Below are 22,485 nucleotides of genomic sequence, written 5' to 3'. Positions count from 1 at the left end.
ATGGCAAAGCGGACCGACACCGCTTCTCGGATCATCAAGGCGGCGCCGGACACCATCTATCGCGCTCTCCTCGACCCGGCGGCGCTCGCCGCATGGCGGCCGCCGGAGGGCATGACCGGCCGCTTCGAAGCATTCGAGCCGCGCGCCGGCGGGCGCTTCCGGATGGTGCTCACCTATGCCGATGCGGAGACGGCGCCGGGAAAGACGAGCGCGAGCGAGGACGTGGTGGAGGGGCGGTTCGCGGAGCTGATCCCGAATGAGCGCATCGTCGAGGTGGTGAGGTTCGAGTCCGACGATCCCGCCTTCGCTGGCGAGATGAGGATCGTCACGGCGCTGGAAGCCGTCGCCGGCGGCACGGAAGTGACGATCCGCTGCGAAGATGTGCCGAGTGGGATTTCCGCCGAGGATCATGAGGCGGGGCTGAGCTCGACCCTCGCGAACCTCGCCGCGTTCATGGAACCGAGGAAGGATTAAGATGATCACCGTCTGGGGCGAGGGAAGAGGGTTCCGGGTCGTCTGGCTGCTGGAGGAGATGGGGCTCGCCTACCGGCTGAGGCCGGTCGACATGCTTGCGGGCGTCGAGAAGGACACCGAGTTTCTCGCCATCAACCCCGCCGGGTTCATCCCCGCGATCCAGGATGCCGACGTGACCATGGTCGAATCGATCGCCATCATGGAGTATCTGATGGCGCGCCACGGGCCAACACCGCTCGCGCCGGCTCCGGACGATCCCGCTTTCGCCGCCTACCAGCAGTTCCTTCACCTTGGTGAGGCCGGCCTCTCCGTCTTCGTCTTCATCGCCATTGTCAGCCGCATGCTGGCGCCCGAAGCCGAGCGCAACAATTGGGGCGCCCGCAAGGCCCTGGAACTGTTCGAGAGCCGGCTGGGGCTGGTGACCCGGCAGCTCGCGCGCTCGCCTTTTCTCGCCGGCGACAGCTTCACGGCGGCCGACATCTCGGTGACCTATGCTCTGCAGCTTGCCCAGAGGACCGGCTGCTTCACGCTTGGCGAGGCGGAGCGCGCCTATGTGACCCGCACCAGCGCACGCGACGCGTACAAGCGGGCCATGGACACATGTCAGGCGACGAAGGCATGGGCGGCCGAGGTGGCCAGGAGCGAACCCGCTCTTTAGTGGACCGTGACGCGCCGCTGCGGCGCCGCATCTTCAGCGCGGAGGCGGTAGAGCCGGGCCATCCTCAAATGCTCGGCACGCTCGATGGCGCAGCTGGTCTTCGCGGCCAGATATTCCGCGCCGATCGCGAGCTCGGAATAATAAGTTGCGTCGGTCTTCACCGGCGCGGCCTCTTCCGAGCCGGAAGCATGGCGAAAGCGGCCTGCAGCCCGAGCGGAGCGGAGGGCAGGATAAGCGCAGTTTCGGCGCTGGTCGGCTGACGCGCCATCAGGCCTGCGACGCTGGGGCGGACGCTATGCTGTTGCTGCATCTCAGAGCCTCGTGAAGGAACGGTCGAGATAGCGCGGAGCGCGGCGGCGGCGGCGGGCCTCCATGGCCCGGTGTCCGCCCTTGGCGAGCAGGGAGGCGCTCTTCTTGAAGACGAACGGGGCGAGCAGCCCGGCCGCGGCCCCGGCAGCGCCGCTGAGGCCATGCTTCCTGGCCATCGAACGGCCGACGAGCGCGCGGATCAGCTTGCCAATCATCGACGAGACCCCTCCGGACAGAGAAACAGGCGGCGGAACAGCCGCGAAGGAGTCAAACCACCGAGAGCGCGTCCTGTTCCGTTGCGTTACCGATTCATTTCCAAGGACATATTCACGGCCGGGCGCGGAAGGCGTAAGGAGGCAGGCCTAGGGCCTGGGGAGGCGATCCATGACCATCATCATCCGCGAGGCGGACCTCATCGAGAGCGTCGCCGATGCGCTGCAATATATCAGCTACTATCACCCGATGGACTATATCCGGGCACTGGGCGCGGCGTACGAGAAGGAGCAGTCGCCGGCGGCGCGGGACGCGATCGCGCAGATCCTGACCAACAGCCGGATGTGCGCCGAGGGGCACCGGCCGATCTGCCAGGATACGGGCATCGTCACCGTCTTCGTCGAATGGGGCCAGCAATGCGTGCTCGACAGCGACCGGAGCCTGCAGGAGGTGGTCGATGAGGGAGTGCGGCGGGCTTATCTGCACCCGGACAACCGGCTGCGGGCGTCGATCGTCGCCGACCCGGCGTTCAGCCGCAAGAACACCAAGGACAATACGCCGAGCGTGATGCATGTCGAGATGGGGCCGGGTCACCATGTCCATGTGACGGTCGCGGCCAAGGGCGGCGGCTCCGAGAACAAGACCAAGTTCGCGATGCTCAATCCGTCGGATTCGATCACCGACTGGGTGCTGGAGATGGTGCCGAAGATGGGCGCGGGCTGGTGCCCGCCGGGCATGCTCGGCATCGGCGTCGGCGGCACGGCGGAGCAGGCGATGAAGCTCGCCAAGAAGTCGCTGATGGACCCGATCGACATGGCTGAGCTCAGAGCGCGCGGGCCGCAGAACGCGACCGAAGAGCTGCGGATCGAGCTGCACGATAAGGTCAATGCGCTCGGCATTGGCGCGCAGGGGTTGGGCGGGCTCACCACCGTCCTCGACGTTAAGATCGAAAGCTGGCCGACCCATGCCGCGTCCAAACCGATCGCGATGATTCCGAACTGCGCGGCGACGCGCCACGCGCATTTCGTGCTGGACGGGTCGGGCCCGGCCTATCTCGAGACACCGAAGCTCAGCGAATGGCCGGAGGTTCACTGGACCCCGGACAAGGCGGCCAAGCGGGTCAATCTCGATACGCTGACCAAGGAGGAGATCGCCGCCTGGCAGCCCGGCGACCGACTGCTGCTCAACGGCAAGATGCTGACGGGGCGCGATGCGGCGCACAAGCGGATCAAGGACATGCTGGAGCGGGGCGAGGAGCTGCCGGTCAGCTTTGCGGGCCGCGTCATCTATTATGTCGGACCGGTCGATCCGGTGCGCGACGAGGCGGTGGGGCCGGCTGGTCCCACCACGGCGACGCGGATGGACAAGTTCACCGACATGATGCTGAGCGCGACGGGGCTAATCGCCATGGTCGGCAAGGCCGAGCGCGGCCCGATCGCGATCGAAAGCATCAAGCGCCACGGCGCGGCCTATCTGATGGCGGTCGGCGGCGCGGCCTATCTGGTCGCGCGGGCGATCAAGAAGGCGGAAGTCGTGGGCTTCCACGATCTCGGCATGGAGGCGATCTACGAGTTCGAGGTCGAGGACATGCCGGTGACGGTGGCGGTCGACGCGCAGGGCGCCAGCGTCCACCACATGGCGCCGCTGGTGTGGCGGGAGAAGATCGCCGCCATGGCCCGGGAGAAGGAGCTGGCGTAAGAGGAGAACATGTCATCCCGGCGAAGGCCGGGATCTCGTGGAGACACGCTGTGACCTCTGGTCCTGAGATCCCGGCTTTCGCCGGGATGACGGTTATAGGATGGTCTCCCAAAGATCATTCCAATCCGGGTTCCTCTCCTCGATCAGCCTGATCTTCCAGTCGCGCTTCCATTCCTTCAGCGCCTTCTCGCGAGCGATCGCTTCATCGATGGTCGGGTAAGGTTCGGCGAGGACCCGTCGCGTCAGATTGTAGCGGCGGCAGAAGGAGGAGCCTTCGCCGGTGCGGTGCTGATGGACGCGCGCGGCGAGATCGGCAGTGACTCCAATATAGGGCACACCACGCGGCTTGTTCGTCATGATGTAGACCCAGCCGCCCCTCATACGCTGAGATTGGCCCTGACGTCGATCGGACACCAGTGCATTGTGTCCTGAGATCCCGGCTTTCGCCGGGATGACGATGTCGGTTCAGGCGATCTTGCGGTTGGCGCCGTGGACGAGTTCGCTGGCGCGTTCGTAGGTCATGGGGCGGCCGAAGAGGTAGCCCTGGATCTGGTGGCAGCCGAGGTCGCGCATGCGGGTGAAGTCGTCGGCGGTCTCGACGCCTTCGGCCGTCACGGTCATGCGGAAGCTCTTGGCGAGCTGGACGATCGACTGGATGATCGCCACCGTCTCCTTGTTCTGCGCAGCCTCGCGGACGAACGAGCCGTCGATCTTCAGCTTGTGGAAGACCGCCTTGTTCAAATAGCCGAGCGAGGAATAGCCGGTGCCGAAATCGTCGAGCGCGATGCCGACGCCGAGGGCGCGGAGGCGCTTCAGCACGTCGAGCGAGCCGGCCGTGTCCTCGAGGAACACGGTCTCGGTTACTTCGAGCTCGAGGCGGTTGGCCTGGACGCGGTAGCGCGACAAGGCGGCGTTGACGGTCGCCGGGAGCGCCGGGAGCACGAGCTGGCGTGCGGAGATGTTGATCGCGACCGTGATATTCTCGGGCCAGGTCGAGGCGGCGCGGCAGGCCTCCTCGATCACCCAGTCGCCGAGATGCATGATGAGGCCGGTCTCTTCGGCGAGCGGGATGAACTCGACCGGCGAGACGACGCCGCGGGTCGGGTGGTGCCAGCGGATCAGGGCCTCGAAGCCGACCAGTTGCTGGTCCGCTGCGCCGATCAGCGGCTGGTAGAGCAGGCGAAGCTCGCCGTTGGTGATCGCGTTCGCCAGGTCCTGCTCGAGTCGCATGCGGTGCTCGGCGACCGAGCGCATGTCGTCGTTGAAATAGCAGCAGGTGCCGCGACCTTCATTTTTGGCCTGGTAGAGGGCCATGTCGGCCTTCTGGATGAGGTCGTCGACGGTCTGGCCATCGATCGGGCCGAAGGCGCAGCCGATCGAGGTGCCGATGCGGATCTCGACCTTGTCGATATGATAGGGCTTGGCGACCGACTCGATCAGGCGGTTGGCGAGATTCTCGACCGTCTTGCGGCCCTGCGCGTCCTTGATGACGATCGCGAACTCGTCGCCGCCCATGCGGCCGACATGGCCGGCATCGCCCACTTCCTTGACCAGACGCTGCGCCACCGACTTGAGGACGGCGTCGCCCTTGGGGTGGCCGAACGTGTCGTTGACCGGCTTGAAGCCGTCGAGATCCAGGAACATGATCGCGCAGGGCACATTGGTGGCCTGCGCGGTCGACAGCGCCTCGCCGAGCAGTTGCCGGACGCGGCCTCGGTTCGGAAGACCGGACAGCACGTCCATGTTGGCGAGATTGGTCAGGCGCTCCTGGGTCTTGCGGACTTCGGTGATGTCGGAGCCGACACCCCGGAAACCCTGGAAGGAGCCGGCCATGTCGATGATAGGGTCGCCGGCGAGGCTGATCCAGCGGGTGCCGCGGCGGGTGCGCAGCTCCATCTCGAGATTGGCGAAGGGCTGGCGGGCGAGCAGAGTGCGGCCGAGCGCACTGTTGCCGCCGAGTGAGGCCGGCAGCGAGTGGCCGATCAGCTGGCTGGTCGAGCGGCCGAGCAGGGCGGTCATGCGGGAGGAGATGTAGACGACGCGATTCTCGCTATCGACCTGCCACAGCCAGCCGACGCCGCGATGCTCATATTCCCTGAGCAGCAGGCGGACACTCTCGCTCTGGGTGCGGATCTTGGCGACGGCGAGGAGCTGGGCGTAGGTCCAGCCGGTGAGGCGGGCGACGCCGAAAATGGTGATCGCGCCAACGCCGACGATGGTCGCGGCGAGCTTCAGATCCACGGTCGGGCTGCCGAAGAAGCAGGCGACGCAGAGCGCGGCGGTGTGGGTGCCGATCCAGGCGAGCGCGGCGCGCGGGAAGGCGGCCATGGCGATGGCGGCGACGATCATCGCGCCCATCGCGCCGCCGACCACGACCTGCGCCTCGGGCGGAGTGGTCGCGAACGCATAAGCGGGCAGCGCGGACCAGATCGACGCGAGCCCCACCGCCTCGATGATCGGCAGCCATTCGGGGCGCTTGCGGGCGGAGCGGCTGCCGGCGGCGGAACCCGCCTCGATCGCCCTGCGATAGGTGACCCAGTGAGCGAAGCCGACCACGGCCAGCCAGCCGATGATGAATTCGACGCGGGTATGGCCGTACATCGCCCAGGCGGCGAGCAGGGCCGTCCCGATGCCCGAAACGGCGAGATAGGGCGCGAAGAGGGCCGTGACTTCCGCCTGACCGTTCTGGAGATGGGCCTCGCGAAGGCGGTGATTGCCGTCCTCGTAGGAGATGTCCTCCTCAGCCATTTCGGCCAGCGGAGCCTCCTGGGATGACGCATCTGGGGAAACGGGTGCGTGGTACATCAGCATCCAATGCCTGCTGGTCGAGACGGATCGTCACTAATGAGAGAGGCTTGATGCTTAGTTAAGAGGCCGAAAGAATTGACCTTCTCGAAGGGGGCGAGCTTAGCCCCGAGCGCAGCCCGGACCGGCCTCATCCCGCCGCTGATGTAGCTCATAGGAGCCGCCGGCGGGGAGTGGAACGGGCTCGTAGGACCGGACGAGGAGCATCCGGATCTGCTCGTCGAAGCTGGCGGCGGCGGGGGAGAAGCTTTGCGGCGCTGTCGGCATCACGATGAACGTGGCGGGACAGCGGCGCAGGTGATCGAGAATGGCCGGCGCCTTGGTTCTCGCGGCATAGTCGGAATCGGCGCCGTTCAGCAGCGCGAGGTGCGGCGTCGCGTTACGCAGCCCGCTTTGCAGGTACAAGGCGTGCATATTGTCCCAGACGGCAAGGGTGTCGCCCGGCCCCGCACGGGCACGCAAGGCCGCGAGGATCGGCCGCTGGATCTCCGGCACGGCCGCTTCGGCACCGGGCGGCCGCAGCTGAATGGTCCAGCGCGCCGTCCGCGCGGCGTTGAAGGCAGGCAGGCAGAGGCTGGCGCCGAACAGAGCGAGCAGCAGGAGCGCCGCGCGCGGCGCCTTCAGGCGCGCCCAGCTGAGCAAGGCGGCCGAAGCGGCGGCGTCGCTGGCGGCAAGCGGCAGGAAATAGTGGCCGTAATTGCGGCCGGTGCCGAGCGCGCCGGCGAGATCGGCGAAGGCCCAGAGGGCGAAGAGGCCGCAATATTGCTGCAGGCGGAGTCGCGGGATCACGAGGTCTCCACCGAGTTGGGAGCGGGCGGCTCCGGCGAAGGCAATAGCGGCTACCATTGCCGCCAGAAGTGTGGACAGCAGGGGCATGGCGAGCGCGGACAAAACGAGCGCCTGATCGGCCAGGTTGTGGCCGGACCCGGCGACCGGCTGCCGGGCATAATTGATCGGGTGGAGCAGGCTGCCGTCGATCAGCAGCCGCAGGTCCGTGAACAGCGCTCCGAGCGCTAAAATGGCGGCAAGGCAGGCGAGGAAGCCGGCCAAGCACCAGGCGATCGCGGCGGCAGCAGCGGTGCGGCGCCCCGGCACGAGCAGCATCGCGGCCAGGAAGGCGAGCTCCGCCAGCAGGGGCGAGAGGCCGGGCAGCTTGGCGGAGGCTGCGAGGCAAGCCGCGGCGCCGGCGCCGGCGAAACGGAGGCCGCTTCGGCCTTGCCGCTCGAGCGCCTGGACGAACAGCAGGACCGACAGAGTCGCGAACGGGATCACGTAGATCTCGGTGTAATTCGCTCCTTCCGCGACCGAGTTGAAGCTCACGAGCAGCGCGTAGAAGATCAGCGCGGCAGCGATCGACGGGTGCCACGCGCCGATGGAATAGAGTGCCCTTGCCAGGAGGGCAGCGCCTGCCAGCAGAGTGATTGTCTCCACGAAGGCGATCGCCATGAACGGGTCGCCGAACCGTGCGGCGACGGCGTTGACCAGGAATATGACCGGCGGCTTCAGGTCCCAGATGTCGACGTAGAGAGTGGCTCCCTCGTTCATCCGCCGGCCGAAATAGAAGAAGAGCGCGGCATCGCCGAGGCTAGGCCGGAGCGCCACGAGCAGGCGGTAACCGGCAATGACGGCTGCGCAGCCCAGCGCCAGCAGCGCCGGCCACCGCAGTTGGCGCGTCCGCTCGGCTACGGCGCCCGCACCGGCGGTCTTATGCGTGCTGATGTCGTCCAACGCGGCTCTCGAATGGCTGGCGCGGCACCTAACCATCCCGGGTTAAGGGTCGGCAAGCGCCATTCCCATGGCCCGGCATGCGGGTTCCAGCATGGGACGGCTACGCCGCAAGGTCTTTTCCGGTTAATGGGAGGCGTGACCCGCTTCGTCCCGCTATCGCTTCTTTGCCTGCTTGCCGGCTGCGGCGAGCAGACGTCACGGCAACAGCCGTCCGGCGACACGAAGCTCGAGGCGACTGCCAAAGCGCCGGCCCCTGCACCGACGCCGCTTCCCGATACGGTGCGGGTGCGGCTGGAGACGGGGGCGGGGCCGATCGTGGTGGAGCTCGACGCCAAGCGGGCGCCGATCACGGCGGCCAACTTCCTCGCTTATGTGGACGAGGGGCGGTTTGACGGCACCACCTTCTACCGCGTGGCGCCGACGAAGGGCGCACCGGAACGCGGTTTCATCCAGGGCGGGATCCGGCGCAACTACCGGCTGATGCTGCCGCCGATCGCACATGAGCCGACCTCCACCACAGGGCTGAGGCACGAGGCGGGCACGATCTCGATGGCGCGAGCCGACGAGGGTGCCGGGGCGATGGGAGACTTCTTCATCCTCACGGCGGCCATGCCCGCGATGGACGCGAAGGAGGGCAAGCCGGGCTACGCCGCCTTCGGCCGGGTGGTGGAGGGGATGGACGTGGTTCGCCGGATCCTGGCGGCGCCGACCGTGCAGAATGCCGGACGCGGCGCGATGCGGGGTCAGATGCTGGAGGAGCCGATTCCGATCCCTCAGGCGAAGCGGGTGGATTAGGAGCCATCCCCTGTAGGCACAGAAACTCTGTTGCTAATGCGAATTGCTCTCAATAAGATCGCTCCACAAGGAGAGACCGAATGCTTGCCGAACGAATTGCCGCCTTGCCCCGGCTCTCAAGCCTTGCGCCGCCGCAGGCACGGCTGGTGGGCGCCGTTCGAAACTGGGTGGTGGCGCATCGGCTGGGACGCGAGCCCTCGCAGGCGCTGAAGAGCCGACTCGGCTCCGCGCGGGCGGCCGCTCATGTCGAGATGCTGCTGGCCGAGATCGCCTGCGCCTGGCCTGATCCGTTCGCAGTGGCACCGCCCTGCTGCGCCTGCCTCAGCCATGACGAGGCCCTGGTCGCGGAGATGCTCGGACTTGCGGCTGAGCAGGACCAGCCCGCTTTCGACCGATTGCTCGCGGATCTTCTGCCGGCGGACGAGCGCGAGCGCTTGTTCCTGTCGATGCGGGTGCTGAGCGCGGTGCTCGACTGAGAAGGCCGCGACTGACCGTAACCAGCCCTTCGTGCGGGCGGTCTCATCGAGGAGCCTGCGGCGGGCGGCGACCAGCGCGATGCCAGTCGCCGTCCTGCCCTGGAAGCGGCCTCAGTAGCGGTAGCGCCAGCGATAACCGTCCCAATAGCGGCGGTTGTCGTTATAGCCGCGACCATAGCCATAGCGGTTGTCGCGCAGATCGCGGCGATATTCGCGGCGGGCCTCGCGCAGGTCCTGGCGGCAGTCGCGGCGCTCACGACGATATTCGCGGCGGCTGTCGGCGCGGCGAAGGTCACGGCGGCACTCGCGTTGTGCCTGGCGGACGTCGCGCTGATATTCGCGATAGTCGCTGCGGCCGCCATAATATTGGGCGGAGGCCATTGAGGCCGGGAGCGCCGTCGCTGCAATCGTGGCGGCGAGAACGAGAATACGCATCACACACTCTCCTGGTCATCACGCCCGCGCTGGGCGCTGGGGCCTCAACGAGCGGAGACTGATCCCCGTTGCATGAACCGCAGATTACCTGCGGTTCATCGCCGGTTTATCCTGAGTTTCCGTCCGAAACGGACCTGATCTTTGCAAAGCGTTAGCGGCGACTCGCTAGCTTTCCCGGATGTTCTCAAGATCCATTTCCGCTGGCGAGATGCGGCTGATGCTGCTTGGCGGCATCCTGTCGGGGCTCGCTTATGCCGGCATGTCCGGCGGTGTCTCCGCGCAGGTGCCGAGTGCCGGGCTGGCCAGCGTCAGCATCATCGACGGCGACACCTTCCGCTATAATGGGGAGACCATTCGCATCGCCGACATCGACACGCCGGAAGTGCGTGGCCGCTGCCCGTCGGAGACCGCGCTCGCCGCTCGGGCGACGCAGCGGATGCAGGCGCTGCTGCTGGCGGGCCCGTTCGAGCTCGAGCGGATCAGCCGGGACGAGGACCAATATGGACGCAAGCTCCGCGTCGTGACGCGGGCCGGCCGCTCGCTGGGTGACCGACTCGTCGCCGAAGGGCTGGCACGCACCTGGACCGGCAGGCGCGAGCCCTGGTGCGCCTGATCAATCCAGGTTCGGCCTGAGCCAGCGCTCGGCCTGCTCGAGGCTGACGCCGCGGCGGGACGCATAATCTTCGAGCTGGTCGCGGTCGATCCGGGCGACGCCGAAATACTGACTGTCGCGGTGGCCGAAATAGAAGCCTGAGACGGCCGAGGTCGGCAGCATCGCGAAATTGTCGGTGAGGGTGACGCCGGCCGGACTTCCGCCAAGCATGTCGAACAGGACCGGCTTCAGGCTGTGGTCAGGACAGGCGGGATAGCCGGGCGCGGGGCGGATGCCGGTGTAGCTTTCGCGGATCAAATCCTGGTTGGTGAGGTGCTCGGTGCCGGCATAGCCCCAGACATTCTCGCGGACATGGGCGTGCAGGCGCTCGGCAAATGCCTCGGCGAGGCGATCGGACAGCGCTTTCAGGAGGATGTCGGAATAATCGTCATTCTCGGCCTTGAAGCGCGCGAGGTGCGGCTCGAGGCCGTGGATGCCGACCGCGAAGCCGCCGATCCAGTCCTCGCCGTCGGGATCGATGAAGTCGGCAAGGCACATGTTCGCCCGGCCTTCGCGCTTCTTGACCTGCTGGCGGAGCATCGGGAGGCGGGTCCAGTCGTTGCCGGCGAGCACCAGCACATCGTCCCCCTCGCGCTTGCAGCGCCAGAGGCCGACCGTGCCGCGCGGCGTCAGCCAATGCTCGGCGATGATGCGGTCGAGCATTGCCTGAGCATCGTTGAAGAGGGCGGTCGCACTTTCGCCGACCACTTCATCATCCAGAATGGCGGGATAATTGCCGGCCAGCTCCCAGGCGCGGAAGAAGGGGGTCCAGTCGATCTGAGCGCGGAGATCGCGGAGCTCCCATTCGCCGTAGCTGTGAACGCCGGGGCGGAGCGGGGCGGGCGCCTTGCCCGCGGGATCGTAGGGGAAGGCGTTGGCACGTGCCTCCTCGATCGTGGCGAGGTCGTTCTGGCCCTTGTTGGCGCGGGCGACGCGGATCTTCTCGTAATCGGAGAGGGTGGTCTGAACGAGCGGGTCGCGCTGCGTGTCCGAGACGAGCGACGAGGCGACGCCGACGGCGCGGCTGGCGTCGAGGACGTGGATCACCGGCCCTTCATAGGCCGGGTCGATGCGAAGCGCGGTGTGGACCTTGCTGGTGGTGGCGCCGCCGATCAGCAGCGGCAGGCTGAGGCCCTCGCGCTGCATCTCGGACGCGACGGTCACCATCTCGTCGAGGGAGGGTGTGATCAGGCCGGAGAGGCCGATCATGTGGGCGCCATTCTCGTTGGCGGCCTTCAGGATCTCCTGCCACGGGACCATCACGCCGAGGTCGATCACCTCGAAGCCGTTGCACTGCAGGACCACGCCGACGATGTTCTTGCCGATATCGTGGACGTCGCCTTTGACGGTCGCCATGACGATCCGGCCCTTGCCCGCGGTGGCGCCGAGCTTCTCCTTCTCCGCCTCAATGAAGGGGATGAGGTGGGCGACGGCCTTCTTCATCACGCGGGCGGACTTCACCACCTGCGGCAGGAACATCTTGCCGGAGCCGAACAGGTCGCCGACGACGTTCATGCCGTCCATCAGCGGGCCTTCGATGACGTGGATCGGGCGCTCTGCCGACTGGCGCGCTTCCTCGGCATCCTCGACGACATAGGCGTCGATGCCTTTCACGAGAGCGTGCTCGAGGCGCTTCGCCACCGGCCAGCCGCGCCATTCGGCCTCGGCTTTCTCCCGCACCGGATCGGACCCGCGGTAGCGCTCGGCCAGCGTCACCAGCCGCTCGGTCGCGTCATCGCGGCGGTCGAGGATCACGTCCTCGCAGGCCTCGCGCAGCTCCGGATCGATCTGGTCGTAGACGTCGAGCTGGCCGGCATTGACGATCGCCATGTCGAGGCCCGCCGGAATGGCGTGGTAGAGGAAGACCGAGTGCATGGCGCGGCGCACCGGCTCGTTGCCGCGGAACGAGAAGGACAAATTCGAGAGGCCGCCGGAGATATGCGCGTGGGGGCAGCGCGCCCGGATCTCGCGGGCCGCCTCGATGAAGTCGAGGGCGTAGCGGCGGTGCTCGTCGATGCCGGTTGCGACGGCGAAGATATTGGGATCGAAGATGATGTCCTCGGGCGGGAAGCCGTCCTCGACGAGGAGATTATAGGCGCGCTCGCAGATCTCGACCTTGCGCTCCTTGGTGTCGGCCTGGCCGACTTCGTCGAACGCCATCACGACGACAGCGGCGCCATAGTCGCGCACCTTGCGGCCGTAGGCGAGGAACTCCTCCTCGCCTTCCTTCATGCTGATCGAATTGACGATCGGCTTGCCCGATACGCATTTGAGGCCGGCCTCGATCACGCTCCACTTGGAGCTGTCGATCATGAAGGGGACGCGGGCGATATCCGGCTCGGCCGCGATCAGCTTCAGGAAGGTGGTCATGGCGAACTCGGCGTCGAGCAGGCCTTCGTCCATGTTGATGTCGATGATCTGCGCGCCGTTCTCGACCTGCTGGCGCGCGACCTCGACCGCGGCGGCATAGTCGCCGGCCATGATCAGCTTCTTGAACGCCGCCGACCCGGTAACATTGGTCCGCTCGCCGATATTGACGAAGGTAGAACTGGCGGCTCCGGCCTCTTGCGCAGGAGCGGGCGCGGGAACGTCACGTCGGGCAGTGGCAATCGAAACAGACACTCAAGAATACCTTCGAAGTCGAAACGTCAGCCGGATCAGGCGGCGAGCACCATCGGCGCAATGCCCGCGAGGACAGTGCGGCGGCTGCGCTCTGAGGGAAGCTGGCGCGCCGGATAGTTCTTCACCTGCTCCGCAATGGCGCGGATATGCTCGGGCGTGGTGCCGCAGCAGCCGCCGACGATGTTGACGATGCCCTGCTCGGCCCAGTCGCGCACCTGGGTCGAGGTGGTGTGCGGGCACTCGTCATATTCGCCCAGATCGTTGGGCAGGCCGGCATTGGGATACGCCATGATCAACGTGTCTGCGATGTTGGAGAGCGTCGCGACATGCGAGCGCAACTGGGCGGCGCCGAACGAGCAATTGAGGCCGATCGAAAGCGGCCGCGCGTGGCGGACCGAGGCCCAGAAGGCCTCGATGCAGTGGCCGGAGAGGTTGCGCCCTGAGAGGTCAGTGATCGTCATTGACAGCATGATCGGCAGCTCGCGGCCGATCTTCTGCTCGACGACCTTGGCGGCGTGGATCGCGGCCTTGGCGTTCAGCGTGTCGAACACGGTCTCAATCAGGACGATCTCGGCGCCGCCTTCGACCAGGCCTTCGATCTGCTCGACATAGACGTCGGAGAGGAAGTCGAAGTCGATCTCGCGAAAGCCGGGATCGTTGACGTTGGGCGACAGCGACAGCGTCTTGTTGGTCGGCCCGAGCGCGCCGACCACGAAGCGGCGGCGGCCGTCCTGCGCCTCGAACTTGCGCGCCGTCTCGGCGATGATGCGGGCGGCGGCGGCGTTGATCTCGCGGACGAGATGCTCGGCGCCGTAATCGGCCTGGCTGATGCGGTTGGCGTTGAAGCTGTTGGTGGCGAGCAGCTCGGCGCCCGCCGCGGCGAAGCGGTCGGCGATCGAGCCGACCACGTCCGGCCGGGTGAGGCTCAGGAGGTCATTATTGCCCTTCTGGTCGCGCGACAGGTCGAAGCCGCCGCGATAGTCGGCTTCGACGAGCTTCTGCGCCTGGATCTGCGTCCCGTAGGCGCCGTCCTTGATCAGGATGCGCTCGGCCGCGGCGGCCCTAAGCTGTGAGGCGGTGTTCGACATGGCTTTCCTTCGGCCTCAGGCCCAGCAGGTGGCAGATCGCATAAGCGAGCTCCGCCCGGTTGAGGGTGTAGAAATGGAAGTGGCGGACGCCGCCGGCATAAAGCTGGCCGCAGAGCTCGGCCGCGACGGTGGCGGCGACGAGCTGGCGCGCGGCGGGGAGGTTGTCGAGGCCCTCGAACAGGCGATCCATCCAAGTGGGGATGGCGGCGCCGCACATCGCCGCGAATTTGCGCGTCTGGGCGACGTTCGAGACCGGAAGGATGCCCGGCACGATCTCGGCGTCGATGCCCATTGCCGCGGCGGTGTCGCGGAAGCGGAAGAAGCAGTCGGGCGAGAAGAAGAATTGGGTGATCGCCCGGTCGGCGCCGGCGTCGATCTTGCGCCAGAGATTGTCGAGGTCGGCCGCCTTGTTGGCCGAATTCGGATGGCATTCGGGATAGGCCGCGACCGAGATCTGGAAGGGTGCCACGGCCTTGAGGCCGCGGACCAGCTCCTCGGCATTGGCATAGCCTTGCGGGTGCGGCTGGTAGGGCTCGCCCGGCACCGGCGGATCGCCGCGCAGAGCGACGATGTGGCGGATGCCGATATTCCAATAGTCGCGCGCGATCTCGTCGATCTCGGCCTTGCTCGCGCCGACGCAGGTGAGGTGGGCAGCGGCGTCGAGGCTGGTCTCGCGCTGGATGCGCTCGACGGTCGCGTGGGTGCGCTCGCGGGTCGAGCCGCCGGCGCCGTAGGTGACCGAGACGAAGCGGGGGCCGAGCGGCTCCAGCGTCTTGATCGACTCCCAGAGCGTCTCCTCCATCTTCTCCGTCTTGGGCGGGAAGAATTCGAAGCTGACGTCGATGTCGCCGGCGACATCCTCGAACAGGGGCTTGCCTGAGATGGCGGAAATGGGGCTCATGCGACGACTTTCAGGCGGGCTTCGGTGCGTTCGCCGAGCCAGATGGTGACGGTGAGATCGCCGCCTTCGAGACGGTCGACGACGCGCGCTTCGAGCGCGGCTTCCTCCATCCACTTGCAGACGGCCTCGTCGGCGAAACCCAGGCGGGCATGGGCGTCGCGGATGCGCAGCTCCTCATGGTCGTGCGGCGCGAAGTCGACGATCAGCAGGCGGCCGCCCGGCGCGAGCAGGCGTGCGGCCTCGGCGACCGCGGCGGCGGGCTGCTGAGCGTAGTGGAGCACCTGGTGGAGGATCACCGTGTCGGCGGAGCCGCTGGCGATCGGCAGGGCGTACATGTCGCCCTGGCGAAGCTCGGCCGACTGGATACCGGCCTGGGCGAGCTTGACGCGGGCGAGGCGCAGCATCTCGGGCGAGCGGTCGACGCCGAGGGCGCGGCGGGCGGCGCGGCCGAACAGTTCGAGCATGCGGCCGGTGCCGGTGCCGATGTCGATCAGCTCGCCGACCGGTTTGTCGCCGAGCGCGCGGGCGACGGCGGCCTCGACCTCGCTCTCGGCGATGTGGAGCGAGCGCAGCTCGTCCCAGTCGGCGGCGTGGCTGGCGAAATAGCGCTCAGCGGCGGCGGCACGGTCGGCCTGGACGGCGGCGAGCCGCGCCATGTCCGCCTCTCCGCCGGCGCAGCCCCAGGCGTCGAGAAGGGTGAAGAGCGGCTGGGCCCGCTCGGCGCAGAGGCTGAGGAACACCCAGCTTCCTTCCTTGCGCCGCTCGGCGAGGCCGGCGTCGATCAGGATCTTGACGTGGCGCGACACGCGGGGCTGGCTCTGGCCGAGCACCTGCGCCAGTTCGCCGACCGACAACTCCATCGCCCTGAGAAGGGCGAGGATGCGCAGCCGCGTCGGATCGGCGAGCGACTGGAACATGGCGGGTGCGTTGACCATCGAGATAAGGATATAAAGATATCTTTATATGATGGTCAAGCATTCTCGGCAAAGTGTTAGCGCTGCCTATTCGGCGGGATGAGCGCCGTTTCGACGGCTGGAGATCAGCTTCAGCCACGCCGCCGAATGGAATGCACTCATCAGCAGGTACATCAGTGCCATTCCGTGCAGCGGCGACGCCTCGTGCGCGGGCGAGCAGAGCATGTCGGGCGGGCCGCCCAGCGCCGTGAGCAGCGCGAGCAGGGCAAAGGTCGGCGCTGCGGCAAGGCCGAGCCAGTCGGCCAGGCCGGTACGAAGCTCGGTCATGCTTTCCCTCCTGCGGCTACGCGTCGGCGCGGTCGCGGAACGCGGCCTCTCCGGCGTCCGACACCTCGACCCATTTCCTGTCGGGCGCGGCGCCGTCGACATAGCTGTCGTGCCAGTTCCACCATTTGTAGGTCGGGGTCTGAGGATAGCCTTCGGGCGAGTCCTCCCATACCTCCTGTCGGCCGAGCGCAGTGATGTCGAGGTAGCTCCAGGTGCTGCCCATCGCCTCGTCGCCGCGATTGTTGACGAAGTAAGTCCGAAACACTTGGGCGCCGTCGCGAATGAACGCATTGGTGCCGTGCCACTCGTCGACGTCGAAGTCGGCATCGAACTCGTCCGTTACGGTGTACCAGGGCATCTCCCAGCCCATCCGCGCCTTGAGACGCGCAATGTCCGACTGCGGCGCGCGCGAGACGAAGACGAGGGTCGTATCGCGGGCATTGAGGTGGGCGAGATGGGCGACCTGGTCCGCCACCATCGAGCAGCCGCGGCAGGCCTGGTCGGGCCAGCCGAACACGCCTGGCTCGAAGAAGGCACGGTAGACGATCAGCTGGCGGCGGCCGTCGAACAGATCGAGCAGGCTCGCCTGGCGCTCAGGGCCTTGGAAAACATAGTCCTTCTCGACCGCCAGCCACGGCATCCGCCGCCGCTCGGCCGCCAAGGCATCACGGGCGCGGGTCTGTGTCTTCTCCTTGACCAGCAGCCGCTCCCACGCGTCCTGCCACTCCTGCCGCGATACGACGGGCGGCGCGTTTTCAAATGTTCTGCTCATGGTTTCCAACCTCCGGATGGCGAGGATCTGGGTCTCATTCGGCCGGGATGCGGCGCTCATAGTCCTGCTCGATCCCCTCGTGCGTCTTCCAGAAAGGCGGCGGGTCGCGGCCTTCCAGGCGGGCCTGGAGGATGTCGAGATGCGTGTGCCAGCCGGCGCCGACGCTGAGCATCCCGGCACGGCCGGACAGACGGCGGTGAGTGAGGGTCAGCAGGACCTTGTCGCCCCGCTCCGCCAGCTCGAGCGTCACTTCGTTCGGCGTCGTGCCATATTCGTCGAACGTGTGGACGAGGCGGCGCGGCGGATCGGCTTCGACGACGTGGCCCTTCATTCGGTGCTCGGCATGACCGGCATATTTTTCGGGCGCGGGATCGTCATGCTCGGTGAGCTCGGAATTGCGCCAGACATATTCGAATTCGCCGCCGGGGCGGACGTCCATCGGCCCGTCGGCAAGCCAGGTGCGGCGCTTCTCCGGATCCACCAGATATTCCCACACCCGTTCGATCGGGCCGGGGAGCAGCCGTTCGAAGCGGATCGCGCCGGCTTCGGTGATCACGCCATGTTCCGCCGTGGCCGTCGTCATTTCTCGTCCTCCTTCTTGAGTTCGCGCTCCAGCGCATCGAGGCGGCCGCTCCAGAAGCGGCGCATCTTCTCGAACCAGGCCTCCATCTCCGCGAAGCCGTCGGGATCGAGGCTGTAGAGCCGGCGCTGCCCGTCCACGCGGACGCGGACGAGGCCGGCGTCGCGGAGTGTCTTCAGATGCTGGGAGACGGCGGGCGCGCTCACCGGAAAGTGGGCGCCGATCGCCCCGGCTGCCTGCTCGCCGGCGCCGAGCATCTCGACGATGTGCCGGCGCGTCGGATCGGAAAGGGCTGCGAATCTGTCCATGAAGGAGATATTAAGTTATGACTTAATTAAGTCAACAATGAAATACGGGTGTCATCCCGGCGCAGGCCGGGATCTCGGCGAGCTTCGAGCACGAGCCTTTCACCCGCTGAGACCCCGGCCTTCGCCGGGGTGACGCGAATGAGGGGACGCGTTACTTCTCCACGCCCTTTGCTTTTCCCCAGGCGCGGGCGGCGGTGTAGCCGAGGTAGCCGGTGCCGAAGAGGGCGTAGAGTTCCTCGGGGATGCCGGCCAGGTAGGCGTTCATGCCGCGGGCGATGCCTTGGGCCATGCCGGGGTTCACCGCCGCGATCAGGCCCATCGGGATCGACCAGAGCAGCAGCACATACATGACGTAGAGGAAGCTGGGACGGGCGCGGCTGGTCCAGGGATCCTGGCTGTTCGCCTCGGCGACGATTGCCTTCATCTGGGTCTCGAGCGCCAGCATCTCCTGGCTGCCCTGGACCTTGATCAGCTCGAGCTTGGCGCGGTCGCGCGCTTCGGGATCGGGGATGATCTTGTCGAGCAGCTTGGCGATGGGGCCGATGACGGCTTCGATGAGTGCCATGTCGCTTCTCCGAAGTTGGCAAAGTTGAAACGAGAAGAGGAAAATCAGCCGAGGCGGTTGGCGAGCCAGCCGTAGAGGAAGGCCTCGTTGGCCGGGCGCTGCTCGGCGAGGCGGAGGTAGCGCTCGCCCTGGAGCGCCTCGATCGCCTTGAGGAGCACGGCTTCGCCGCCGGCGCCGCGCCGGGCGATGAAGCCGCGGAGCGCCGCGATTGTCGCGTTGCCGATGCGGCGGTCGATGGCGATGTCGCCATAGTCGCTGGCGCCGCGGTTGAGCGCGTTGAGCGCCCGCTGGAGGAAGCCGGCGGCGACTTCGGGACCCATATTGACGCCGGTGTCGAACAGTTCGGCGGCGACGAGCGGCGCGTGCTCCGCAACCCGGTCGAAACCCGGGCGCAGCCAGTAGAGGCGGCGATAGACGGCGACCGCCTCCTCGCGCGGAAAAGCGCGCATGTCGCCGGCGAAGCCGTGCGCGCGGGCGACGGCTTCGGTGATGCCCCAGCGAGTCGGCCCGCCGCGATCGGCGGGATGGTTGGAATAGCCGCCCTCGCGGCCGATCACGTCGTCGATCAGCTCGTCCACATCCATGTCACGTCTCCTTCGAGGCGCCACTAGATAACCAAACCGGTTATCTGTAGGAAATAGCCTTTACCGGTGGCGCCGCAATTTTTGCGGCATGACAGGGGCGGCGGCGCAGTTTAGCCTTGGGATATGGAGTTCGCTGTCGTTCTCATCCTCCTTGCCGGGCTCCTGTTCGCGATCGCGCCGCTGAGGCGGCTGGAGGCGCGGGTGGATACGCTCGAAGCAGAGGTCGACGCGCTCCGGCGCCGCGCCAGCGAACAGCCGCTGGCCGCACAGCCGCCCGTGTGGACGCCGTCTGAAGCCGCCCGTCCACCCGTCGCGCCGGCCGCGCCTCCGCCGCGAGACGCCGCCCGTTACGTCACCTTCAGGTCCAGTCATGCAGATGCCGCGCCTGCACCGAGCGGCGAGGAGGTCGCGGCCGAAACCGGGCCGATCCCCGAAGCGGAGCCGGAGGCCGCGGACGACACCTTCGCTACTCTTTTCGAGCGGCTGGTCGGCGGGCGGCTGCTGATCTGGATCGGCGGGATCGCGCTCGCCGTCGCCGGCGTCTTCCTGGTCCGCTACTCGATCGAGACGGGGCTCGTCGGACCGCGGGTGCGGATGGGTATGGCGGCGATCTTCGGCCTGCTGCTGGTCGGTGCGGGCGAGGCGGCGCGGCGCCGGAGCGACCTGGCCGATGACCCGCGGATCGCGCAGGCCCTGGTCGGCGCCGGCATCTTCGTCCTCTACGCCGCCACTTACGGATCGCTCTATCTCCACGCTTTGATCTCGCTCGGCACCGCCTCGGCGCTGATGGCGCTGATCACGGCGGCAGCTTTGGTCCTCGCGCTCCGCCACGGCGCGCCGACGGCGGTGATGGGCCTGGCCGGTGGCTTCGTGACGCCCTTGCTGGTCGGCGATCCCGACAGCAGCGCGGTGCCGCTGATCGCCTACCTCGCCTTGCTGAACGCGGCCCTGTTCGCGCTCGCCTATCGCCGCGGCTGGACCTGGCTGGCGGCGAGCGCGGTGCTGCTGAGCTTCCTCTGGACCGGCTATCTGCTGTTCGGGGAGCCCAACGACGCGCTTGCCGCGGGGGTGTTCATCGTCGCGATGGGCATAGCGGGGTCGCTGGTCAGCCCCGGCACCGGGCGGCACCTGAGGCTGATCTTCCCGGCTGCGATCGGGCTGGTGCAGCTCGCCGCGCTGGTCGCGCGCCTCGACCTCGGCCTGCCCGCCTGGATCCTGTTCGGCGCCCTGTCGCTCGGCAGCCTGGTGCTGGCGGGGCTGAGGACCGAGAACCGTCCGCTGCCGGCGCTGGCGCTGATGCTCGCGCTCGTCCTGCTGGCGGGGAAGGCTTTCGGACCGGACGACGCGCAGATGCCGACCATCGCCGCTGGCATCACCTTGCTGTTCGGCGCCTTCGGCTATGCATTCGCGGTTCGGGGGCACGACCGGTTGCTCTGGACCGCGATCGCTGGCGCCGCGACAGCCGGTCCGGCGCTGATCATGCGTCTCGCCGAGCCGCAGTTGATGCCGATCGGCCTGTGGGGCGGATTGATGGCGGCGCTGGCGGCGGGGCCGGCCGCGCTCGTCTGGCTGCAGCGGGCTCATGCCCGCGCCGAGATGGTGGACTGGCCGCTTCTTGTCGCCGGATCAACGTCGGCGCTGCTGCTGCTCGTCGCTGCCGGGGACTGGCTGCCGGGCGGTTTGGAACCGGCTGGGTGGCTAGTCGCGGGAGTCGCCGTTGCCCTCGCGGCTCGACGGCTCGACGATCGCGGGCTCTCGTTCCTCGCCGTCGCGGTGGCGCTGCTGGCGGCGCTCAGTGCCTGGGTGCGGCTCAGCCCGCTCTGGATCGAGCTGCAGGCATCGCTGTTCGGCTCGCCGCCTCTCGTCACGCGGCTGCCGGGGCCGATCGATGCGCTGCAGCTGCTCCTGCTTCCGGCCGTCCTGCTGATGCTGGTCCGCTATCTCCTGCCGGCCTCGCAGCCGAAGCTGCGGCCGATCCTGCTCGTGCCGGCGGCGGTGCTGGCGCTCGGCGGCGGCTACATCTTCTACAAGCAGGTGTTCGCGCTGGGCTCGGGAGAAGATTTCGTGAGCCGGGGATTCGCCGAGCGGATGATTCTCACCCAGCTCCTGTTCGGCCTGGGATGGTTTGCCGGCACGGACCGCCGGCTGTTCGCCCGGCTGGACGCAAAGGTGCTCGCCGCTGTCGGAACGGCCCTGACCGGCCTCGCCGCCGCGCGCTTCGCCTGGTTCGACCTCGCCATCCACAATCCCGCCTTCATCGAACAGCGCGTCGGCAGCCTGCCTCTGCTCAACCTGCTGTTGCCGGCTTATGGCGCCGCGGCGATCTGGCTCTACCTCGCCCGCCGCCGAGCCGCCGCGGTCCAGCAGCAGGGGATCTGGCTAGCCCTCTTCCTCGCCGCGCTGATCGTCGGCACGGCGCTGCTCGTCCGGCAGCTCTTCCAGGGCAGCGTCCTCAGCGGGCCGGGTGTGCCGATCGGCGAATCCTACGGCTATTCGCTGGCCGGGCTGCTGCTGTCGATCGGGCTGCTGGTCGCCGGCGTGAAGCTGCCCGACCGGGCGCTGCGAGTGGCGGGCCTGGCATTGCTCACCGCCACCATTCTCAAGGTGTTCCTGGTCGATGCCTCGGAGCTGGAGGGCGTGCTGCGCATCCTCTCCTTCCTCGGCCTCGGCGTCGCGCTGATCGGGATCGGCAAGCTCTACGGCAAGATCCTTGCGCCCAAGGCGCGCGCCGCCGCCGTCAGTGCTTCCTGACCTCCGGGGGGCGCGCTGAGGCACCCGGTCCGGCCGCGAGCAGGAAGCGGCAGCGCTCCAGGATGAAGCGGGCGCGCTTCAGCGCGGCATCGGCTTCGTCGCGGGCCCGCACGGCCTCGGCGCGGCTGTCGGTATCGAGATGGAAGCTCACGTTGCGCCTTTGTCCAGGTTGGTGTCTCGGGCGCAGAAAGCCCCAGGGGCGGTGGGAAATCACCGGCCGTGCGACAAAGGCGACACCGCCATCGACCAATGGCGAAGGCGGCGGGCGCTTCGCAGCTGGAAGGAGCCGGCGGGCGAGATGGGCGGACGCGCGAATTGACACGCCGCGCTTCCCGCCTCAGTTCGCGCACCGAACCCTGCGATTGAAAGGCGATCATGGAACGGATCACGGGCCGCATCTTTGCGGATCAGGAGGTGCGGCTGGACGGCCGCGAGTTCGTCGGCTGCAATTTCCGGAACTGCAAGCTGATCTACGGCGGCGGACTGCCGTTCCTGCTCGGCGGGAACGAGATCAGCGATTGCAATTTCGAGTTCGTCGGGCCGGCGCTGAACACGATCAACACCCTGCGGATGCTGCAACATTCCGGCATGGATCCGGTCGTGGAGGTGGTCATGGAAACCATCCGCGCACCGCTGGTAGGCGCTGCCGACGCGCCCCAGTGACGATCGAGGAAATGGCGCCGGCGTGACGCCGACCGTTGCCGGCAGGAAAGCGAATGGTCGGGGCGACTGGATTCGAACCAGCGACCCCCACACCCCCAGTGTGATGCGCTACCAGGCTGCGCTACGCCCCGACCAAGAGGCCGCCCGCAGCCAAGCCGCGGGCGAGA

At 67.5% G+C, this 22,485-nt stretch carries 25 protein-coding genes and 1 tRNA gene; 8 read left to right on the top strand and 18 right to left on the bottom strand.

The features are described 5' to 3' along the window. Together AC5JBD_RS02425 and AC5JBD_RS02420 are read left to right on the top strand one after the other, a co-directional pair. The gene (locus AC5JBD_RS02425) at window positions 1-474 is read left to right on the top strand and encodes an SRPBCC domain-containing protein (protein ID WP_495720169.1); all 474 of its coding nucleotides are present in this window, start codon (window positions 1-3) and stop codon (window positions 472-474) included. 1 nt (window position 475) lies between these two features. After that, window positions 476-1,132, top strand: coding sequence for a glutathione S-transferase family protein (locus AC5JBD_RS02420; RefSeq protein ID WP_495720168.1), 657 nt, complete (start codon window positions 476-478; stop codon window positions 1,130-1,132). Here the strand turns inward: AC5JBD_RS02420 and AC5JBD_RS02415 are convergent. Together AC5JBD_RS02415 and AC5JBD_RS02410 are read right to left on the bottom strand one after the other, a co-directional pair. Further along, the gene (locus tag AC5JBD_RS02415; protein ID WP_495720167.1) at window positions 1,129-1,293 is read right to left on the bottom strand and encodes a hypothetical protein; all 165 of its coding nucleotides are present in this window, start codon (window positions 1,291-1,293) and stop codon (window positions 1,129-1,131) included. The genes AC5JBD_RS02420 and AC5JBD_RS02415 overlap by 4 nt on opposite strands. A gap of 150 nt (window positions 1,294-1,443) precedes the next feature. After that, the gene (locus AC5JBD_RS02410) at window positions 1,444-1,656 is read right to left on the bottom strand and encodes a hypothetical protein (RefSeq protein ID WP_495720166.1); all 213 of its coding nucleotides are present in this window, start codon (window positions 1,654-1,656) and stop codon (window positions 1,444-1,446) included. Between the two features lie 169 nt (window positions 1,657-1,825). Between AC5JBD_RS02410 and AC5JBD_RS02405 the strand changes: the two genes are divergently transcribed. Next, the gene (locus AC5JBD_RS02405; RefSeq protein ID WP_495720165.1) at window positions 1,826-3,352 is read left to right on the top strand and encodes a fumarate hydratase; all 1,527 of its coding nucleotides are present in this window, start codon (window positions 1,826-1,828) and stop codon (window positions 3,350-3,352) included. Window positions 3,353-3,445: 93 nt separating this feature from the next. Here the strand turns inward: AC5JBD_RS02405 and AC5JBD_RS02400 are convergent, their stop codons facing one another. From AC5JBD_RS02400 to AC5JBD_RS02390, 3 genes are all read right to left on the bottom strand, one after another. After that, window positions 3,446-3,733, bottom strand: coding sequence for a GIY-YIG nuclease family protein (locus AC5JBD_RS02400; protein WP_495721169.1), 288 nt, complete (start codon window positions 3,731-3,733; stop codon window positions 3,446-3,448). A gap of 84 nt (window positions 3,734-3,817) precedes the next feature. After that, on the bottom strand, window positions 3,818-6,100 hold the full coding sequence (locus AC5JBD_RS02395; RefSeq protein ID WP_495720164.1) for a putative bifunctional diguanylate cyclase/phosphodiesterase: 2,283 nt from the start codon (window positions 6,098-6,100) through the stop codon (window positions 3,818-3,820). Window positions 6,101-6,259: 159 nt separating this feature from the next. After that, window positions 6,260-7,885, bottom strand: a complete 1,626-nt coding sequence (locus tag AC5JBD_RS02390; RefSeq protein WP_495720163.1) for a hypothetical protein — start codon at window positions 7,883-7,885, stop codon at window positions 6,260-6,262. 135 nt (window positions 7,886-8,020) lie between these two features. Here AC5JBD_RS02390 and AC5JBD_RS02385 point away from each other — a divergent pair, with 135 nt between their 5' ends. Both AC5JBD_RS02385 and AC5JBD_RS02380 read left to right on the top strand, forming a co-directional pair. Continuing rightward, the gene (locus AC5JBD_RS02385) at window positions 8,021-8,680 is read left to right on the top strand and encodes a peptidylprolyl isomerase (protein ID WP_495720162.1); all 660 of its coding nucleotides are present in this window, start codon (window positions 8,021-8,023) and stop codon (window positions 8,678-8,680) included. 80 nt (window positions 8,681-8,760) lie between these two features. Further along, window positions 8,761-9,156: an addiction module antidote protein gene (locus AC5JBD_RS02380; RefSeq protein ID WP_495720161.1), complete on the top strand. Its 396-nt coding sequence runs from the start codon at window positions 8,761-8,763 to the stop codon at window positions 9,154-9,156. Window positions 9,157-9,267: 111 nt separating this feature from the next. Here the strand turns inward: AC5JBD_RS02380 and AC5JBD_RS02375 are convergent, their stop codons facing one another. Continuing rightward, a complete protein-coding gene (locus tag AC5JBD_RS02375) occupies window positions 9,268-9,591 on the bottom strand; it encodes a hypothetical protein (RefSeq protein ID WP_495720160.1) in 324 nt (107 codons plus the stop codon). A gap of 178 nt (window positions 9,592-9,769) precedes the next feature. On the opposite strand from AC5JBD_RS02375, the gene AC5JBD_RS02370 reads away from it, so the two are divergent. Continuing rightward, complete coding sequence (locus tag AC5JBD_RS02370; protein ID WP_495720159.1) at window positions 9,770-10,204, top strand: thermonuclease family protein; 435 nt, start codon at window positions 9,770-9,772, stop codon at window positions 10,202-10,204. Here AC5JBD_RS02370 and metH read toward each other — a convergent pair whose 3' ends face one another. The 10 genes from metH to AC5JBD_RS02320 form a co-directional block, all read right to left on the bottom strand. Further along, a complete protein-coding gene (gene metH, locus AC5JBD_RS02365; RefSeq protein WP_495721168.1) occupies window positions 10,205-12,853 on the bottom strand; it encodes a methionine synthase in 2,649 nt (882 codons plus the stop codon). 47 nt (window positions 12,854-12,900) lie between these two features. Next, complete coding sequence (locus AC5JBD_RS02360; protein WP_495720158.1) at window positions 12,901-13,953, bottom strand: homocysteine S-methyltransferase family protein; 1,053 nt, start codon at window positions 13,951-13,953, stop codon at window positions 12,901-12,903. Further along, the gene (gene metF / locus AC5JBD_RS02355; protein ID WP_495720157.1) at window positions 13,928-14,854 is read right to left on the bottom strand and encodes a methylenetetrahydrofolate reductase; all 927 of its coding nucleotides are present in this window, start codon (window positions 14,852-14,854) and stop codon (window positions 13,928-13,930) included. Before metF ends, AC5JBD_RS02360 begins: the two co-directional genes overlap by 26 nt. Next, a complete protein-coding gene (locus tag AC5JBD_RS02350) occupies window positions 14,851-15,789 on the bottom strand; it encodes an ArsR/SmtB family transcription factor (RefSeq protein WP_495720156.1) in 939 nt (312 codons plus the stop codon). The genes metF and AC5JBD_RS02350 overlap by 4 nt, the downstream gene beginning before the upstream one ends. 66 nt (window positions 15,790-15,855) lie before the next feature. After that, on the bottom strand, window positions 15,856-16,095 hold the full coding sequence (locus AC5JBD_RS02345; protein WP_495720155.1) for a hypothetical protein: 240 nt from the start codon (window positions 16,093-16,095) through the stop codon (window positions 15,856-15,858). A gap of 16 nt (window positions 16,096-16,111) precedes the next feature. Then, window positions 16,112-16,867: a DUF899 domain-containing protein gene (locus AC5JBD_RS02340; RefSeq protein WP_495720154.1), complete on the bottom strand. Its 756-nt coding sequence runs from the start codon at window positions 16,865-16,867 to the stop codon at window positions 16,112-16,114. Window positions 16,868-16,901: 34 nt separating this feature from the next. Continuing rightward, window positions 16,902-17,450, bottom strand: coding sequence for an SRPBCC family protein (locus tag AC5JBD_RS02335; protein ID WP_495720153.1), 549 nt, complete (start codon window positions 17,448-17,450; stop codon window positions 16,902-16,904). Beyond that, window positions 17,447-17,755 (bottom strand): ArsR/SmtB family transcription factor, encoded by a 309-nt coding sequence (locus AC5JBD_RS02330; RefSeq protein ID WP_495720152.1) that lies wholly within the window; start codon window positions 17,753-17,755, stop codon window positions 17,447-17,449. The genes AC5JBD_RS02335 and AC5JBD_RS02330 overlap by 4 nt, the downstream gene beginning before the upstream one ends. Window positions 17,756-17,906: 151 nt before the next feature. Continuing rightward, window positions 17,907-18,320 carry a holin family protein gene (locus tag AC5JBD_RS02325; RefSeq protein ID WP_495720151.1) on the bottom strand — a complete coding sequence of 138 codons (414 nt, stop codon included), beginning with the start codon at window positions 18,318-18,320 and terminating at the stop codon, window positions 17,907-17,909. A gap of 44 nt (window positions 18,321-18,364) precedes the next feature. Then, window positions 18,365-18,904 (bottom strand): glycoside hydrolase family 108 protein, encoded by a 540-nt coding sequence (locus AC5JBD_RS02320; protein ID WP_495720150.1) that lies wholly within the window; start codon window positions 18,902-18,904, stop codon window positions 18,365-18,367. Between the two features lie 123 nt (window positions 18,905-19,027). On the opposite strand from AC5JBD_RS02320, the gene AC5JBD_RS02315 reads away from it, so the two are divergent. Next, the gene (locus AC5JBD_RS02315) at window positions 19,028-21,655 is read left to right on the top strand and encodes a DUF2339 domain-containing protein (protein ID WP_495720149.1); all 2,628 of its coding nucleotides are present in this window, start codon (window positions 19,028-19,030) and stop codon (window positions 21,653-21,655) included. On the opposite strand, the gene AC5JBD_RS02310 is transcribed toward AC5JBD_RS02315, so the two are convergent. Then, entirely contained in the window at window positions 21,642-21,806 is a 165-nt protein-coding gene (locus AC5JBD_RS02310) for a hypothetical protein (RefSeq protein WP_495720148.1), read from the bottom strand. The genes AC5JBD_RS02315 and AC5JBD_RS02310 overlap by 14 nt on opposite strands. A 224-nt stretch (window positions 21,807-22,030) precedes the next feature. On the opposite strand from AC5JBD_RS02310, the gene AC5JBD_RS02305 reads away from it, so the two are divergent. Further along, window positions 22,031-22,318 carry a hypothetical protein gene (locus tag AC5JBD_RS02305; RefSeq protein ID WP_495720147.1) on the top strand — a complete coding sequence of 96 codons (288 nt, stop codon included), beginning with the start codon at window positions 22,031-22,033 and terminating at the stop codon, window positions 22,316-22,318. A 54-nt stretch (window positions 22,319-22,372) separates the two neighbouring features. Here AC5JBD_RS02305 and AC5JBD_RS02300 read toward each other — a convergent pair. Next, window positions 22,373-22,449: transfer RNA gene (locus AC5JBD_RS02300), tRNA-Pro, on the bottom strand. Between the last annotated feature and the right edge of the window lie 36 nt (window positions 22,450-22,485).

Source organism: Allosphingosinicella sp. (genome assembly GCF_059502505.1).
This window is presented reverse-complemented; position numbering and strand designations above follow the sequence as displayed.

What these genes read in the sequence shown, in the direction of transcription:
- AC5JBD_RS02425 (WP_495720169.1), top strand. Translation starts at nt 1, where the DNA reads ATGGCAAAGCGGACCGACACCGCTTCTCGGATCATCAAGGCGGCGCCG.
- AC5JBD_RS02420 (WP_495720168.1), top strand. Translation starts at nt 476, where the DNA reads ATGATCACCGTCTGGGGCGAGGGAAGAGGGTTCCGGGTCGTCTGGCTG.
- AC5JBD_RS02410 (WP_495720166.1), bottom strand. Translation starts at nt 1,656, where the DNA reads ATGATTGGCAAGCTGATCCGCGCGCTCGTCGGCCGTTCGATGGCCAGG.
- AC5JBD_RS02405 (WP_495720165.1), top strand. Translation starts at nt 1,826, where the DNA reads ATGACCATCATCATCCGCGAGGCGGACCTCATCGAGAGCGTCGCCGAT.
- AC5JBD_RS02400 (WP_495721169.1), bottom strand. Translation starts at nt 3,733, where the DNA reads ATGAGGGGCGGCTGGGTCTACATCATGACGAACAAGCCGCGTGGTGTG.
- AC5JBD_RS02395 (WP_495720164.1), bottom strand. Translation starts at nt 6,100, where the DNA reads ATGGCTGAGGAGGACATCTCCTACGAGGACGGCAATCACCGCCTTCGC.
- AC5JBD_RS02380 (WP_495720161.1), top strand. Translation starts at nt 8,761, where the DNA reads ATGCTTGCCGAACGAATTGCCGCCTTGCCCCGGCTCTCAAGCCTTGCG.
- AC5JBD_RS02375 (WP_495720160.1), bottom strand. Translation starts at nt 9,591, where the DNA reads ATGCGTATTCTCGTTCTCGCCGCCACGATTGCAGCGACGGCGCTCCCG.
- AC5JBD_RS02370 (WP_495720159.1), top strand. Translation starts at nt 9,770, where the DNA reads ATGTTCTCAAGATCCATTTCCGCTGGCGAGATGCGGCTGATGCTGCTT.
- AC5JBD_RS02360 (WP_495720158.1), bottom strand. Translation starts at nt 13,953, where the DNA reads ATGTCGAACACCGCCTCACAGCTTAGGGCCGCCGCGGCCGAGCGCATC.
- metF (WP_495720157.1), bottom strand. Translation starts at nt 14,854, where the DNA reads ATGAGCCCCATTTCCGCCATCTCAGGCAAGCCCCTGTTCGAGGATGTC.
- AC5JBD_RS02350 (WP_495720156.1), bottom strand. Translation starts at nt 15,789, where the DNA reads ATGGTCAACGCACCCGCCATGTTCCAGTCGCTCGCCGATCCGACGCGG.
- AC5JBD_RS02345 (WP_495720155.1), bottom strand. Translation starts at nt 16,095, where the DNA reads ATGACCGAGCTTCGTACCGGCCTGGCCGACTGGCTCGGCCTTGCCGCA.
- AC5JBD_RS02340 (WP_495720154.1), bottom strand. Translation starts at nt 16,867, where the DNA reads ATGAGCAGAACATTTGAAAACGCGCCGCCCGTCGTATCGCGGCAGGAG.
- AC5JBD_RS02335 (WP_495720153.1), bottom strand. Translation starts at nt 17,450, where the DNA reads ATGACGACGGCCACGGCGGAACATGGCGTGATCACCGAAGCCGGCGCG.
- AC5JBD_RS02330 (WP_495720152.1), bottom strand. Translation starts at nt 17,755, where the DNA reads ATGGACAGATTCGCAGCCCTTTCCGATCCGACGCGCCGGCACATCGTC.
- AC5JBD_RS02325 (WP_495720151.1), bottom strand. Translation starts at nt 18,320, where the DNA reads ATGGCACTCATCGAAGCCGTCATCGGCCCCATCGCCAAGCTGCTCGAC.
- AC5JBD_RS02320 (WP_495720150.1), bottom strand. Translation starts at nt 18,904, where the DNA reads ATGGATGTGGACGAGCTGATCGACGACGTGATCGGCCGCGAGGGCGGC.
- AC5JBD_RS02315 (WP_495720149.1), top strand. Translation starts at nt 19,028, where the DNA reads ATGGAGTTCGCTGTCGTTCTCATCCTCCTTGCCGGGCTCCTGTTCGCG.
- AC5JBD_RS02305 (WP_495720147.1), top strand. Translation starts at nt 22,031, where the DNA reads ATGGAACGGATCACGGGCCGCATCTTTGCGGATCAGGAGGTGCGGCTG.